At 66.0% G+C, this 13,552-nt stretch carries 16 protein-coding genes; 7 read left to right on the top strand and 9 right to left on the bottom strand.

Features of this window, described 5'->3' with window-relative positions; translation table 11 throughout:
• Positions 1-132: 132 nt before the first annotated feature.
• A complete protein-coding gene (locus LH407_RS04420) occupies positions 133-1,227 on the bottom strand; it encodes a heme/hemin ABC transporter substrate-binding protein (RefSeq protein ID WP_322132505.1) in 1,095 nt (364 codons plus the stop codon).
• 135 nt (positions 1,228-1,362) lie between these two features.
• On the opposite strand from LH407_RS04420, the gene LH407_RS04415 reads away from it, so the two are divergent.
• From LH407_RS04415 to LH407_RS04405, 3 genes are all read left to right on the top strand, one after another.
• Positions 1,363-1,662 carry a DUF3263 domain-containing protein gene (locus LH407_RS04415; RefSeq protein ID WP_322132506.1) on the top strand — a complete coding sequence of 100 codons (300 nt, stop codon included), beginning with the start codon at positions 1,363-1,365 and terminating at the stop codon, positions 1,660-1,662.
• A 12-nt stretch (positions 1,663-1,674) separates the two neighbouring features.
• Complete coding sequence (locus tag LH407_RS04410) at positions 1,675-2,256, top strand: LytR C-terminal domain-containing protein (protein ID WP_322132507.1); 582 nt, start codon at positions 1,675-1,677, stop codon at positions 2,254-2,256.
• A gap of 167 nt (positions 2,257-2,423) precedes the next feature.
• The gene (locus LH407_RS04405) at positions 2,424-2,627 is read left to right on the top strand and encodes a cold-shock protein (RefSeq protein ID WP_322132508.1); all 204 of its coding nucleotides are present in this window, start codon (positions 2,424-2,426) and stop codon (positions 2,625-2,627) included.
• Positions 2,628-2,648: 21 nt separating this feature from the next.
• Here LH407_RS04405 and LH407_RS04400 read toward each other — a convergent pair whose 3' ends face one another.
• Positions 2,649-3,305: a hypothetical protein gene (locus LH407_RS04400; protein ID WP_322132509.1), complete on the bottom strand. Its 657-nt coding sequence runs from the start codon at positions 3,303-3,305 to the stop codon at positions 2,649-2,651.
• A 130-nt stretch (positions 3,306-3,435) separates the two neighbouring features.
• Between LH407_RS04400 and groL the strand changes: the two genes are divergently transcribed.
• The gene (gene groL, locus LH407_RS04395; protein WP_322132510.1) at positions 3,436-5,067 is read left to right on the top strand and encodes a chaperonin GroEL; all 1,632 of its coding nucleotides are present in this window, start codon (positions 3,436-3,438) and stop codon (positions 5,065-5,067) included.
• Positions 5,068-5,123: 56 nt separating this feature from the next.
• Here groL and LH407_RS04390 read toward each other — a convergent pair whose 3' ends face one another.
• Genes LH407_RS04390 through LH407_RS04380 form a run of 3 tightly spaced genes read right to left on the bottom strand, consistent with a single transcriptional unit; the run spans position 5,124 to position 7,849 of the window.
• Positions 5,124-5,414: a WXG100 family type VII secretion target gene (locus LH407_RS04390; protein ID WP_322132511.1), complete on the bottom strand. Its 291-nt coding sequence runs from the start codon at positions 5,412-5,414 to the stop codon at positions 5,124-5,126.
• Positions 5,415-5,452: 38 nt separating this feature from the next.
• The gene (locus LH407_RS04385; protein WP_322132512.1) at positions 5,453-7,150 is read right to left on the bottom strand and encodes a sensor histidine kinase; all 1,698 of its coding nucleotides are present in this window, start codon (positions 7,148-7,150) and stop codon (positions 5,453-5,455) included.
• Between the two features lie 9 nt (positions 7,151-7,159).
• A complete protein-coding gene (locus LH407_RS04380) occupies positions 7,160-7,849 on the bottom strand; it encodes a response regulator transcription factor (RefSeq protein ID WP_322132513.1) in 690 nt (229 codons plus the stop codon).
• Positions 7,850-7,954: 105 nt separating this feature from the next.
• Between LH407_RS04380 and LH407_RS04375 the strand changes: the two genes are divergently transcribed.
• Positions 7,955-8,479 (top strand): DUF1697 domain-containing protein, encoded by a 525-nt coding sequence (locus LH407_RS04375; RefSeq protein ID WP_322132514.1) that lies wholly within the window; start codon positions 7,955-7,957, stop codon positions 8,477-8,479.
• Between the two features lie 62 nt (positions 8,480-8,541).
• On the opposite strand, the gene LH407_RS04370 is transcribed toward LH407_RS04375, so the two are convergent.
• Genes LH407_RS04370 through LH407_RS04360 form a run of 3 tightly spaced genes read right to left on the bottom strand, consistent with a single transcriptional unit; the run spans position 8,542 to position 12,307 of the window.
• On the bottom strand, positions 8,542-10,185 hold the full coding sequence (locus tag LH407_RS04370; protein WP_322132515.1) for a DNA repair helicase XPB: 1,644 nt from the start codon (positions 10,183-10,185) through the stop codon (positions 8,542-8,544).
• A gap of 30 nt (positions 10,186-10,215) precedes the next feature.
• Positions 10,216-12,057 carry a helicase-associated domain-containing protein gene (locus tag LH407_RS04365; protein WP_322132516.1) on the bottom strand — a complete coding sequence of 614 codons (1,842 nt, stop codon included), beginning with the start codon at positions 12,055-12,057 and terminating at the stop codon, positions 10,216-10,218.
• Positions 12,044-12,307, bottom strand: coding sequence for a multidrug ABC transporter ATPase (locus LH407_RS04360; protein WP_322132517.1), 264 nt, complete (start codon positions 12,305-12,307; stop codon positions 12,044-12,046). Before LH407_RS04360 ends, LH407_RS04365 begins: the two co-directional genes overlap by 14 nt.
• A 79-nt stretch (positions 12,308-12,386) precedes the next feature.
• Between LH407_RS04360 and LH407_RS04355 the strand changes: the two genes are divergently transcribed.
• Positions 12,387-12,767 (top strand): cold-shock protein, encoded by a 381-nt coding sequence (locus LH407_RS04355; RefSeq protein ID WP_322132518.1) that lies wholly within the window; start codon positions 12,387-12,389, stop codon positions 12,765-12,767.
• Complete coding sequence (locus LH407_RS04350) at positions 12,760-13,296, top strand: DUF3027 domain-containing protein (protein ID WP_322132519.1); 537 nt, start codon at positions 12,760-12,762, stop codon at positions 13,294-13,296. Before LH407_RS04355 ends, LH407_RS04350 begins: the two co-directional genes overlap by 8 nt.
• A 3-nt stretch (positions 13,297-13,299) precedes the next feature.
• Here LH407_RS04350 and LH407_RS04345 read toward each other — a convergent pair whose 3' ends face one another.
• Complete coding sequence (locus tag LH407_RS04345; protein WP_322132520.1) at positions 13,300-13,539, bottom strand: DUF2530 domain-containing protein; 240 nt, start codon at positions 13,537-13,539, stop codon at positions 13,300-13,302.
• Positions 13,540-13,552: the final 13 nt, after the last annotated feature.

Genomic DNA, 13,552 nt, shown 5'->3' with positions numbered 1-13,552 from the left:
AGCGCGTCTCGAAACCTGCGCCCCGCAATACCCGCTGGTTGAGGAGCCGCGAAGCGGCGTCCAAACCTGCGCCCCGCAATACCCGCTGGTTGAGGAGCCGCGGAGCGGCGTCTCGAAACCTGCGCCCCCGCGCTACTCCGGCGCGTACACCGCACGCGCGAGTGCGTCGAGCACGCCGGCGGTGCGCGGCCCAAAGCTCAGGATGTCCCCGTCGGCCATGTCGACGAACCTGCGGTGCTGGCCGGCGGCGGTGAGCCCGATGGCGGGCTTCGACTGCAGCAGTCCGTCCACACCGCCGACACTCTCGATGCCCGCCGTCATCACGAAGATGAGGTCCGGGTTGGCCGCCACCATTGCCTCGTCGGTCATGGGGCGTTGTCCTTCGAACCCGAGTTCGGCCGCAACGTCGATCCCCCCGAGCGACTCGATGAGTACGTCCGCGCCGGAGTCGCCACCGAAGAGGTAGTAGATGCCTGAGTTTCCGCGCAGGTAGAGGAAGAGCATCCGAAGCGGCTCGCCGCCGGGCACGATCTCGGCTATTTCCGTGATCTTGGCCTGAATCTCGGCGTCGAGCGTTTCGGCGAGTGCCTCACCGGCGTCGGATGCCCCGAGCGTTTCGCCGACCTGTCGTGCCAGTTCGCCCACTCCCGCCAACGATGGTTCGTTCTCGACGAACACAACGGACACCCCGGCTTCTCGCAGTTGGAGCACAACATCGATCGGTCCGATCGTCCCGTCGGTGATGACGATGTCGGGCCGCAGGGCGAGGATCGCTTCTGCGTTCACGGTGTGGCCGTTGGAGGTCACGAGGGGGAGGTCCGCTAACTCGGGCGCGGTGGTCGAGATGTCCCGCCCGACGAGCTTGTCCCCGAGCCCGAGGGCGGCGACGGTCGAGGCGATGGATCCGGCTATGTCCATGGCGACGATGCGCTCGGTGCTGTTGACGGTGACCGTTGTCTCACCGTCGAGGTCGCGGGATGTGACGGTCACGGGTAACGACTGTTCGGGGGCGGGCGCGGTCCCGAGGGAGCGATCGGCGAGCACCGCGGTCGATTCTCCGACATAGCTCCGCGGGTCCTCGAGGATGTCCAGGTCGGCGAGGGGGACGGCCGGGGCGCTGGACGCGACGGGTGTTTCGTGCGCCGGGGAGGCTGGCACGGTGCATCCGGCGAGCGCCGTGATGACGACCGCACCGAGCGCCAGGAACGCGCTCGTGCGTGTGAGCATGGGGGCCAATCGAGTCGGGAGTACTTAGGACATCCTAACCTTGGTGGCGGCTCGACTGGCTGGGAGCGAGCGCAGAGCGCGGCGCAACCGCTCCGAAGGCTTGGGCGCGCCTAGGATGAGCGGTCGGGAGGTCGAATGTCCGCGCAACCGCAGCGTCACAGCGCCGATGGCGACGAGTTCCCCGAGCGGGAGCGCCGCATTCTGGCGTTCGAGCGACAGTGGTGGCGACACGCTGGAGCCAAGGAGGTCGCGATCCGCGAGGAGTTTGGACTCAGCACAGCCCGCTATTATCAACTGCTGAACGCCGTGATCGATATGCCCGAAGCTGTGCGACACGATCCCATGCTGGTCAGGAGACTGCTCCGGGCCCGGGACGCTCGCACGAGTGCCCGCGCTGCCAGAGAGTTCAGAATTTCTTCCCCCGACCAGGAATAGAACGATTTAGCTATGGCCTCTTTCCCCCCGGATCGCTTCGACAACGTTCCCGCTGACCTCTCCCGCGTTGGCGCACACCGCGCGCCCGCCCGCAGGGGGCGCGGTTGGATCGCGTTCGCGTGGGCCGCTCTGGCCACGGGTGTGCTCGTTTTCGGCGGCCTGTTCGGCATCAGCCGTTTCCTCGACATCGATCTGGGGCTGGGCCTGGCCCCTGTCGCCGAAACGCCGACACCCACACCCACGCCGACGCCGACGATGGATGCCGTAACCGACCCCTCGGCGATCGACCCGGCACGCGGCTTCACGATCACCGTGCTCAACGGTACGAATGAGGTCGGCCTCCAGAACACGATCGGTGACCAGCTTGCCGCCGCGGGTTGGCCGATCGGCACTCGCGCCAACGCTCAGGCCGCCGATGTCGTCGACGAAACCATCGTCTACTACCGCATACCCGAGGACGAGGGCATCGCGCGTGGCCTCGTAGCCGCTCTCGGCGTCGGCGATGTTCGCCTCGTTCCGCCGGAGACTTTCCCCGGAGCGGACATCACCATCGTGCTCGGCGCGGACGACGAACAGCCCGTCGCCGAGGGCTGATTCCGGCGTGAAATGACACGCCCCGTATCGGGCGTGTTACGTGCGTGTTTAACATTGCCCGGATGCCCCTCCCGGGGCCTGTTTCCCCGTTTTCTGCCGCGTTTGCTCCGCTAGCATCTGGAATCTGTGGCGAGTACACAGCCACGTTTCACAGCAGGGAGCAACACATGGCGAACGGAACCGTTAAGTGGTTCAACGCTGAAAAGGGCTACGGCTTCATCACCGTGGACGGTGGAGGTCAGGACGTGTTCGTTCACTACTCCGCCATCGACATGGCCGGCTATAAGGTCCTCGAGGAGGGCCAAGCGGTTGTTTTCGAGGTCGGTACCGGCTCGAAGGGTCCGCAGGCCGAGTCGGTCAAGCTGGCCTAGCCTTCGGCGGGCCTGGTCGCCTCAGCGCAGCACCGCGAACGCGATCAGCACCGCGGCCGCCACGATCAGGACTATGGCGAGGCCCGCGGTGAGCCCGATGGCGATCGGATGCGCTTCCCAGAACGAAATCCAACGCTTGTCTATCCCTCGCAACTGCGCGCCAGTGAGCGCCTCCGGTTTATCCACGAGGGTCACTCCGCGGTTGCCGAGATCGCGAGCGACGGCATCCAGCTGTTCCGTGTTCCACAGGTAACCGGTGAGAAGGCATAGTCGTTTCGTCGGTCCCACGATGAGGAGCATGGGTGCTCCCGGCCACATCGCGAATCGAGCGTTGCCGAGCGCGACGACCTGGTCGACATCAGCAGCGCTGAAGTTTTTGCCACCCGGCGTCTGACGGAGCTCGTACGTGCCGTCGCCAAACCGGAGGAGCGCGCGTGAGGCATTGCGCTTTCCCAGGACAAAGCCGACGGGCAGGGCGATGATCAGTGCGCCGAAGACGATGATCGCGCCGACAGTATTGCCGCTGACCAGTTGCAGCGTGGCCGACACCACGAGGAGTGGACCGATGACGGCGTACAGAATCAGGTTCGTCCGCATGAGACGCGAAACTTGTGCCTGAGTCGGTTTGAATTCGGTGATGCCAGAAGGTGCGGACGGGGAGTTCGACGGCTCTGTCATCCACCCAGCCTAGGCAACCGTCATTTCTTGCACTCGACCCTACCGAGTGCTAGTTTTTCCTTTGGCACTCGCACGTTTCGAGTGCTAGAGAATTCGCTTGTACGACGTCCGGGAGGGACGAGAAACACACATGGCAAAGATCATTGCTTTCGATGAGGAGGCCCGCCGCGGCCTCGAGCGCGGCCTGAACACGCTGGCCGACGCCGTCAAGGTCACGCTCGGCCCGCGCGGACGCAACGTCGTCCTCGAGAAGAAGTGGGGCGCCCCCACGATCACCAACGATGGCGTCTCGATCGCCAAGGAGATCGAACTCGACGACCCGTACGAGAAGATCGGTGCGGAGCTCGTCAAGGAGGTCGCAAAGAAGACGGATGACGTCGCCGGTGACGGTACGACCACCTCCGTTGTCCTCGCTCAGGCACTCGTGCGCGAGGGTCTCCGCAACGTCGCAGCGGGCGCCGACCCCATCAGCCTCAAGCGCGGCATCGAGAAGGCGACCAACGCCGTCATCGAGTCGCTCGTCTCGAGCGCCAAGGAGATCGAGACCAAGGAAGAGATCGCCGCTACCGCGTCGATTTCGGCTGCAGACAACGAGATCGGTGCGCTCATCGCAGAGGCGATCGACAAGGTCGGCAAGGAGGGTGTCGTCACCGTCGAGGAGTCGAACACGTTCGGCACCGAGCTCGAGCTCACCGAGGGTATGCGCTTCGACAAGGGCTTCCTGTCGGCGTACTTCGTCACCGACCAGGAGCGCCAGGAGGCGGTCTTCGAGGACCCGTACATCCTCATCGTCAACAGCAAGATCTCCAACATCAAGGATCTGCTTCCCATCGTCGACAAGGTGATCCAGAGCGGCAAGCAGCTGCTCATCATCGCCGAGGACGTCGACGGTGAGGCGCTCGCGACTCTCGTCGTGAACAAGATCCGTGGCATCTTCAAGTCGGTTGCCGTCAAGGCTCCCGGCTTCGGTGACCGTCGCAAGGCTCAGCTCGCCGACATCGCCATCCTCACCGGTGGCCAGGTCATCTCCGAGGAGGTCGGTCTCAAGCTTGAGAACGCCACCCTCGACCTGCTCGGCCGTGCCCGCAAGGTTGTCATCACCAAGGACGAGACCACAATCGTCGAGGGTGCCGGTGACCCCGACGCCATCGCGGGTCGCGTGAAGCAGATCCGTGCCGAGATCGAGAACACCGACAGCGATTACGACCGCGAGAAGCTCCAGGAGCGCCTCGCGAAGCTCGCCGGCGGTGTTGCGGTCATCAAGGCCGGTGCCGCGACCGAGGTCGAGCTCAAGGAGCGCAAGCACCGCATCGAGGACGCCGTCCGCAACGCGAAGGCAGCCGTCGAGGAGGGCATCGTCGCCGGTGGTGGCGTTGCGCTCATCCAGGCCGGCAAGACGGCTTTCGAGTCTGCAGCGATCACCGGCCTGTCCGGTGACGAGGCCACGGGCGCGAACATTGTCAAGGTCGCCGTGGATGCCCCGCTCAAGCAGATCGCCCTCAACGCCGGTCTCGAGCCGGGCGTTGTGGTCGACAAGGTGCGCAACCTTCCCGTCGGTCAGGGCCTCAACGCCGCGACCGGTGAGTACGTCGACATGCTCGCCGCAGGTATCAACGACCCGGTAAAGGTCACGCGCTCCGCGCTGCAGAACGCAGCGTCGATCGCCGGCCTCTTCCTCACCACCGAGGCCGTCGTCGCCGACAAGCCGGAGAAGACCCCGGCCATGCCGATGGGTGACCCCTCGGGTGGCATGGACTTTTAGTCCGAACGCGTAAAACGGCCGGTCCCTTCGGGGGCCGGCCGTTTTGCGTTCCCGCGTTACCGCACGAAGAGCCGCGTGTTGGCGCTTTCGATCTCCGCATACTGCTGGCCGGCGAGCGTCAGCGCCTGGTTGATCGAGCCGAGGTTCTCCTCCACTCGCTGCTGCGTTGCCTTCCACTCGGCGACGACACTCGCGAAGGCGGTGGCGGCCTGACCGGACCACGAACCCTCGAGATTGGTTAGTTGCCCATGGAGGCCCGCAACTTCGGCCTGGATGCGGCTGATCGTGTTGCGCACCGTTCCGGTCGCGCTGAGAACGGCTTCACTGTCTACCTGGAATCGAGTCATGGCTCGACGGTAGGCGGCGCCGGGAGCGCTCGACCCCGCTACTGCGAGACGGTGGCCTCGGCATCCGGTTGCGTGCTGGGGAGGAGGGGAAGCAGCACACGGAAGGTGGCGCCGCCACCCGGGGTGTCGACGATCTCGACCTCACCCTTGTGGGCGTCGACGATTGCGGCAACGATCGCGAGTCCCAGGCCACTTCCGCCCGTCTCTCGCGTGCGCGAGTTGTCGGCGCGCCAGAAGCGCTCGAAAATCTTGCCGCGAACCTGAGGCGGGATGCCCTCGCCGTGGTCGATCACGGCGAGCACCGCTCGTTCGCGCTCGGGGTCGACACCAACACCGATCTCGATGGGACTACCAGCGGGCGTGAACCGCATGGCGTTACCGATGAGGTTGGCGAGCACTTGGCGGATCTTGTTCTCTTCGGCGAGTACGACGGCGCGAAGGTGCACGTCGGGTTTGGGTAGCTCGATGTGAGGAGGCGTCGGGATGGCCCGGTTTGCTGCGCCGCGTCGCGCGAGGCGACGAAGGGCGCCAGCAAAGGCGATAGGTCCGGTTGCCAGTGCCGTCATGCCTCGCGAGGGTGTCGGCGTTTTGGTGTCGCCGAGTTCGAGCACCTTGGTCGGGGGGTTCGGGTCCTCGGCGGGCGGTTCCTCGGAATCTGTGCGCGCGGGGGGTTCGATCACGACGACGGTGACAACGCGGTCGGGGGACGATGCCATCGCGTCGAGCGCTGCATCCCCCGCCAGGGGAACAAGGTCAACCTCGGTGAGAGCGAGAGGTTTAGTTTCGTCCAGTCTCGCGAGTTCGAGGAGGTCTTCGACCAGCCCGCCCATGCGGATGGCCTCCTTCTCGATGCGTTCCATGGCCTGAGCGACATCCTCCGGTTTCGTGAGCGCGCCCATGCGGTAGAGCTCCGCGTAACCGCGAACCGAAACGAGGGGGGTGCGAAGTTCGTGGCTGGCATCGCCGACGAAGCGTCGCATCTGCTGAATGGTGCGTGCCCTGTCGGCGAAGGCGCTGTCGATGCGCGAAAGCATGGCGTTGAGGGAGGCGTTGAGGCGCCCCACCTCCGTGTTCGGGGTAGCGCCCGACATGCGCTGGTTGAAGTCGCCAGCGGCGAACCGCGCGGCGGTGGCCTCGACATCCCGCAACGGTGCGAATGTCGAGGTCACAAGGAGGCGCGTGAGGGCCCCTCCCACGATGACCACGGTGAGTCCGAAGAAGAGGAAAATCGCCGCGTACCGAGCGACGATCCCGTTGGTGTCCTTGAGATCGAGCCCGAGGGCGACCGTGTAGTAGTCGGTTCCCGTGTTGTCCGTCGCGGGGTAGGCACCGACGCGCCACTGTCCGCCGGGCTCGGTGCTCGGGAGGGTGATCTCATCCTCGATGCGGCTGACCGTCTCGAGTGTCAGTGCCTCGACCTCGGGTCGAGCCGACCCCGCTGGTCGGTTGCTGCAGACGATGTTGCCGCGAGCGTCGACGACGGCGAGGTAGAGCTCGTTGGGGAGTTCCGAGGTGGGGCATTGCGGATCATCCGCCGACCCCATCGGTTGGATCTCATCGAGTTTGACGGCGGCCGCGACGATCTTCGCATCGAGCTCGTCTTGGAGGTAGCTGCGCAGCACCGCCGCCGTGCCCACGCCAGCAACGATAAGGCCGGCGGTGAGCAGCAGGACCGTGACACCAGTGACTTTGGTGCGCAGCGAGATCCTGTTCCACCAGCCGGCCAGATCGTGCACTCCGACAGACTACTTGGACGCTTTGAGCATGTACCCGAAACCGCGCTTGGTCTGGATGAGGGGCTCGGGGGTGAGCTGATCCAACTTGCGGCGGAGGTACGAGATGTAGCTCTCGACGATGCCCGCGTCGCCGTTGAAGTCGTACTCCCAGACGTGATCGAGGATCTGCGCCTTCGACAGCACGCGGTTGGGGTTGAGCATGAGGTAGCGCAGGAGCTTGAACTCGGTGGGAGAGAGGTCGACCGATTCGTCGGCAACCGTCACCTCGTGGGTGTCCTGGTCCATCGTGAGGTCGCCCGCACGGATGATCGCTTCCTCGTCGTCCTGCATGGTGCGACGGAGGATCGCCTTGATGCGGGCCACGATCTCGTCGAGGCTGAAGGGCTTGGTGACGTAGTCGTCGCCGCCGACGGTGAGACCGGTGATCTTGTCCTCGGTGTCGTCCTTTGCAGTGAGGAACAGGATGGGAGCGGTGTAGCCGGATGCCCGGAGGCGCTTGGTCACACCGAATCCGTTCATGTCGGGCAGCATGACATCGAGGATGATCAGATCGGGCTCTTCTTCGAGCACCGCGGAGATCGCCTGGGCGCCGTTTCCGACGGCACGGACTGCGAAGCCAGCGAAGCGCAGGCTCGTGGTCAGCAGATCACGAATGTTGGGTTCGTCATCGACAATCAGAATCTTCGGTCCATCAGTCATGCACTCATTCTCTGACAGTTCTCTGAACGTTATCTGGGAGTCGTTCGAGCGATTCTTGAATGCTGGCCGAATGGAATCCGCCCCCGCGTAACGCACACTGGTCTCGTGGTCACCTACGCACTCTTCGTCAGGGCCGTCAACGTCGGCGGCGCGAAGCTCCCCATGGCCGAGTTCCGGGGGATGCTCGAAGAACTCGGCGCGGCCGACGTGCGCACCTACATCGCCTCAGGCAACGCAGTGCTCGACCTCGGCGGCGAGCCGGACGACTTCGCACGCTCCGTCGAGCGAGAGCTCGAATCGCGGTACGGGTACCGCCGCGAGGTGATGCTGCGCACACCGGAGGAGCTTCGTGACGCCCTCGCCGCGCATCCTTTCGAGGTCATCGACGAGCGCTTCTCGTACATCGCGATGCTGTCGGCGGAGCCCTCAGCGGATGGCCTTGCCGCAGCATCCGGGGTCCGCGCCAGTGACGACCTGTGGCAGGTCATCGGCCGCGAACTGCACCTCCGCTACACGAATGGCGCGGGCAAGGCCGAGCTCAACCAGGAGACCCTCGCGAGGCGCCTCGGTGTTGCCGCAACGGCTCGCAACCTCCGCACCATCGGCAAGCTCATCGACCTCTCCTCGTGAGGTGCCCAGTTCGGTGGGTCCCATCGAGCTAACACCCACCGAAGTGGGCACCTCACGGGCCGCTAGGCCGGGGCGAGGGCCGCAGCGTCGAGAATGGTGTAGCTGTAGCCCTGCTCGGCAAGGAAGCGCTGGCGGTTTTGGGCGAAATCCTGATCCACCGTGTCGCGCGCGACAAGCGTGTAGAAGCTCGCAGGGATGCCGCTCTCTTTGGGTCGCAGCAGGCGACCGAGTCGCTGCGCTTCCTCCTGGCGCGACCCGAACGAACCCGAGACCTGGATCGCGACCGTTGCCTCGGGGAGGTCCACCGAGAAGTTCGCGACCTTCGAAACGACCAGCACCTTCGTAACCCCGTCGCGGAACTCCTGGTAGAGCCGCTCACGCTCGGCAACCGGGGTGGAGCCGGTCAGAGCGGGAGCGGAGAGGGCATCCGCCAGCTCCTCAAGCTGGTCGAGGTACTGCCCGATCACGAGAATGCGCTCGCCCTCGTGCTTGGCAACGAGTTCCTTCACGACCCGGATCTTCTCGGGGGCGGATGCCGCGAGCCGGTAGCGCTCGTCATCCGCTGCTGCCGCGTACTGGAGCCGTTCGTGCTCCGGTAGATCCACCCGCACCTCGAAGCATTCGGCGGGCGAGATGAATCCCTGCGCCTCGATCTCCTTCCAGGGGGCGTCGAAGCGTTTCGGTCCGATGAGGGAGAACACGTCTCCCTCGCGGCCGTCCTCGCGTACGAGGGTCGCGGTGAGACCGAGGCGGCGTCGCGCCTGCAGGTCGGCAGTGAGTTTGAAGACGGGAGCGGGGAGGAGGTGCACCTCGTCGTAGATGACGAGGCCCCAGTCGAGCGCGTCGAGGAGTGCGAGGTGGGCGAACTCGCCCTTCCGCTTCGACGTGAGGATTTGGTACGTGGCGATGGTGACGGGCTTGATCTCCTTCACCTGCCCGGAGTACTCGCCCACTTCCTCCTCCGTGAGCGTGGTGCGCTTGAGAATCTCCGCCTTCCACTGCCGCGCAGAGACGGTGTTGGTCACGAGGATGAGCGTCGTGCGACCCTCCTCGGCCATGGCGCCCAACCCGACGAGGGTCTTGCCTGCGCCACAGGGCAGCACCACAACGCCCGAACCGTGCGCCGCGAAACCGTCGATCGCCTGGTGCTGGTAGGGGCGCAGGTGCCACGACGTCTCGTCGAGTTCGATCTCGTGCGGCGTGCCCGGTGTGTAGCCCGCCTCGTCTTCCGCGGGCCAGCCGAGCTTGAGGAGCTCCTGCTTGAGTTGCCCGCGCGCCCACGCCTGCACAACAAAGGAACGATCACCGACCTTGTCGAGGAGCAGTGCGGCGATTTTGCGTGCGCGCGTGATCTCGCTGAGGACCGCAGGATCTTTGGCCGTGAGCAGGAGTGTGCCGTTGTCGTCCCGTTCGATCACGAGCCGTCCGTAGCGCCCCACCGTCTCGGTGATGTCGACGGCGACCGACTGGGGGATCGGGAACTTGGAGAAACGTTCCAGCGTCGCGAGCATGTCGGTGGCGTCGTGGCCGGCGGCGCGCGCGTTCCAGAGGCCGAGGCGCGTGATGCGGTAGGTGTGGATGTGCTCGGGTGCGCGCTCGAGTTCGGCGAACACGGCGAGCTCGTGCCGGGCATCCTCGGCCTGTGGGTGGGCCACCTCGAGCAGCACCGTGCGGTCGCTTTGCACGATGAGAGGGCCGTCAGTCATCCCTCCAGCCTAGGCGCGTGCGGCCGAGAATCAGGGTGCGGGAGCGACGGCGACGATGCTCGCGAGCGGGAGGGTTCGCTCGAGGTCGGAGCGCCGGTCGCGACCGCGGAGCCTTCCCCCGGCCACGCTCGCCGGTTCGAGGAGGTAGTCCACGACGCTGGAGTCGGGCATCCGCACACTCACCGCAAGCGCCTGCTTGCTGCGGATGGCCATGTCGAGTTGCCGCGCGATCCACGCCTCGCCCGTGTCATCGGACATCTCGTCGTCGGCGCGTAGCCGCAGCAGAAGGGCGCCGACGGTATCGGGAACTTCCGCGACGACGGGCGCTCGGCGCGGTCGTGACGGCACCACGATCTCGCCAGATGGCCCTTCGGCGGCGACCGGGTAACGGGCATCGCGCAGGCTGAAGAACACGACGTCGCGGTCGAATCGACTGACCAGATCGACGCCGTCAACAACGAAGCCGAGGGATGCCACCGACTTATCCACGAGCAGGGTCTTCAGCATCGCGGCATCTCGAGACCGCACGCGCGTGCCGCCGACGTCGTTACGCGACACCCTCACTAGCCCGAATCGCGCTTCCGTCTCGGCGAGGAGGTATTCGAGCGGCTGAGGGATGCCGGTGAGCGAAATGTCGCCCAAGAACTCACGGATGCCCGGCACGGTCTCACCGCGTGCGATGGCGCGGTCCAGCGACTCGCCGGACACCCGCCACGTGCTCGCGAGCGCTCGGGCCTCCAGCGACGCAAAACTGCGGAGGCGCTCCGACACCGCCGGCGCGAGCGGGCCCGGCGCGACAATCGTGAGATCGTGCTGCACGTAGACGCGATCAACGGCCGACGGGAAGAGCCGCGCCATCTCGCCACACGCCGCGTCCACGCCGTCGACGAGCAGCGCGGAGCCGGGCGCACTCGGAAACTCTCGCGCCGTGATGCCGAGGAGTTCGGCATCCGTCGAATACGCGGCAACACGCTCGCGCATCCACTCGCCCGACGCGGGGAACAACCACGCGATGTACTGCGCGAGCTTCTCGCCCCACTGGGCGCGGGCGAGAGCGGACAGTGCCTCGCGGAGGTCCGGGGGAACCTGTTCGAGCCACGCGCCCGCCAGTCGCGCCCATCGCCGGGGCGAATCGAGCAGGAGCCATTCGGCCGACGACGGCTCAGCGCGCCACGTCGAACCGTCGAGCGCGATCAGTCCAGCGCGGGCAGCGATTTCAACGAGACGCGGGATGGTGTCGATGGGCACAAAACTCGCCGACGCCAGTCGCTTGCTGTCGGGCAGAGCGAGGCCCCCGCGTGCGAGTTCATGGGCACCCTCGTCGCCGATCGCGACAACGAGCTCGGCGATTGCGGCGGTCGTATCGAACGCGTGCTCGGCGGCGGTGACATTGACCGACTCGGCTTCCGCGCCCATCGCGGGAATGACCGCGGGCGGTCTCAGTCCGGCCGCGAGTTCCTCGACACCCGGCAGGCCGCGGATCGGCCACTCGCGAAACTCGTCAGCTACAGGTGCGACGGCGAGCACGATGTCATCGGAGCGCACCACGAGGGCCAGTGACTCCGCCGTGACCAGGGCGGCAGGTACGCGCTCACCGGAACCGCCGAGGGACGACAGCCGCGCCGAGAGCTCTGCCGGGGTCGCGTGTCCCAGGGCTGCAAGGGCCGACAACGCGGAGAGTGTCGGTCGGTCCAGTCGAGACAGCGCGGCACGCACGGACGACGGGTCGAGCAGGGCATCCGCCAGATCGAAAAAATCCCGGATGCCCGTCAACCGCACCTCGCGAACCGCCAGCAGTTCGCGCAGGGCCTCGTCGCTCGACGACCGCAGCTGGTGAGCGAGCAGCTGCGCCGAGTCGTTAACCGTCGGCATCCTTCGCAGCCCGGCTGCGCCGAACCGCCGTCAAAACGAGCAGCGTGATGAGGAGGATGAAGCCGAAGACGAGCGCGATCGGGGTGAGAACGAACGCGAAAGGCCACAGCCCGGTGCTGAAGTCGCGGACGCCCACTGCAGTGCCGATAACGACCGCGAGCAGCGCGACAACGGCCAGTCCCACCGAGGACGCGATCATGAAAGCGATGACGCGCTCAGCGCGCGGAACCGGGGGAGTGTCGTTAGCCACCCCCCAAGGATAGAGGACGCCCGACTCGCCCGCCGCTGGCGGACTAGGCTTGCACTACAAGCATTTAAGGAGTTCCCTCATGCCTACCGGCAAGGTCAAGTTCTACGACGACGAGAAGGGCTTCGGCTTCATCTCGAGCGATGATGGCCAGGAGGTCTTCCTGCACGCTTCCGCCCTGCCCGCGGGCGTCACCCCCAAGGCGGGCACTCGCCTCGAATTCGGAATCGCCGACGGCAAGCGCGGTGCGCAAGCGTTGTCGGTGCGGGTGCTGGATGCCCCGCCGTCGCTCGCGAAAATCAACCGCAAGCCGGCCGACGACATGGCGATCATCATCGAGGACCTCGTCAAGCTCATGGACGGTATCGGCGCTGGACTCAAGCGTGGCCGCTACCCCGACAAGGCGCACGGCGCGAAGATCGCTGCCATGCTGCGCAGGGTCGCGGACGAGCTGGATGCCTGAGCCCACCCCGCGCGTGAGTGCTGCCCGCGCAGCACTCGTCGAGATCACGCCCGACGCCACCATCGGTCGCCTACTCGGTGAAGCGGTGGAGGAGGACGGCAGCATCACTGTGACCTTCGATTCCGCGCTCGCCGGGTACCCCGGCTGGGCGTGGACGGTGTCGCTCGCCGAAATTGACGGTGAGGCCCCGACCGTCCTCGAGGCGGAACTGTTGCCCGGCGACGGTGCCCTTCTCGCGCCCGACTGGGTGCCGTGGTCGGAGCGTCTCGCCGAGTACAAGGCGGCCCAGGAAGCGCAGAACGCATCGGATGCCGCGGATGACGGCGATGCGGACGACGAAGACCTCGACGGCGACAGCGAAGACGAGGACGAGGACGAACTCGATGAGGACGACGTGCTCGGCAACGACGTGCTCCACGGCGGCGATCTCGACGGTGTCGACATCGACGACCTCGACGAGCAAGAACCCGACGACGATGACGATGAGCGTGAGCCGGTCTTCGACGAGGTGGGCGAAGGCTCGGACTAGGCCCTAGCGCCGGCCTCCACGCCAGTGGGTGTAGAGGATTCCGATGAGCCCGAGTGCGATGCCGGCGATGCACGTCCAGAGCCACCCGCCGAGGCCAGCCTCGGTCAGCTGGGGCATGAACAGCAGCAGCACGGCTAGCGCCACGAGCCACAGTGCGATGCCGATGAGCATGGGCTTGCGGTCATCCGTCGCCACGGGTGCCGGGTCGGGGCGACGCTCCGAGTCCTTCAGCCACAGTCTCACGGCAGCAGCCTAG

The organism is Antiquaquibacter oligotrophicus (assembly GCF_020535405.1).
GTDB lineage: Bacteria > Actinomycetota > Actinomycetes > Actinomycetales > Microbacteriaceae > Rhodoglobus > Rhodoglobus oligotrophicus.
This window is presented reverse-complemented; position numbering and strand designations above follow the sequence as displayed.

What these genes read in the sequence shown, in the direction of transcription:
- LH407_RS04420 (WP_322132505.1), bottom strand. Translation starts at nt 1,227, where the DNA reads ATGCTCACACGCACGAGCGCGTTCCTGGCGCTCGGTGCGGTCGTCATC.
- LH407_RS04415 (WP_322132506.1), top strand. Translation starts at nt 1,363, where the DNA reads ATGTCCGCGCAACCGCAGCGTCACAGCGCCGATGGCGACGAGTTCCCC.
- LH407_RS04410 (WP_322132507.1), top strand. Translation starts at nt 1,675, where the DNA reads ATGGCCTCTTTCCCCCCGGATCGCTTCGACAACGTTCCCGCTGACCTC.
- LH407_RS04405 (WP_322132508.1), top strand. Translation starts at nt 2,424, where the DNA reads ATGGCGAACGGAACCGTTAAGTGGTTCAACGCTGAAAAGGGCTACGGC.
- LH407_RS04400 (WP_322132509.1), bottom strand. Translation starts at nt 3,305, where the DNA reads ATGACAGAGCCGTCGAACTCCCCGTCCGCACCTTCTGGCATCACCGAA.
- groL (WP_322132510.1), top strand. Translation starts at nt 3,436, where the DNA reads ATGGCAAAGATCATTGCTTTCGATGAGGAGGCCCGCCGCGGCCTCGAG.
- LH407_RS04390 (WP_322132511.1), bottom strand. Translation starts at nt 5,414, where the DNA reads ATGACTCGATTCCAGGTAGACAGTGAAGCCGTTCTCAGCGCGACCGGA.
- LH407_RS04380 (WP_322132513.1), bottom strand. Translation starts at nt 7,849, where the DNA reads ATGACTGATGGACCGAAGATTCTGATTGTCGATGACGAACCCAACATT.
- LH407_RS04370 (WP_322132515.1), bottom strand. Translation starts at nt 10,185, where the DNA reads ATGACTGACGGCCCTCTCATCGTGCAAAGCGACCGCACGGTGCTGCTC.
- LH407_RS04365 (WP_322132516.1), bottom strand. Translation starts at nt 12,057, where the DNA reads ATGCCGACGGTTAACGACTCGGCGCAGCTGCTCGCTCACCAGCTGCGG.
- LH407_RS04355 (WP_322132518.1), top strand. Translation starts at nt 12,387, where the DNA reads ATGCCTACCGGCAAGGTCAAGTTCTACGACGACGAGAAGGGCTTCGGC.
- LH407_RS04350 (WP_322132519.1), top strand. Translation starts at nt 12,760, where the DNA reads ATGCCTGAGCCCACCCCGCGCGTGAGTGCTGCCCGCGCAGCACTCGTC.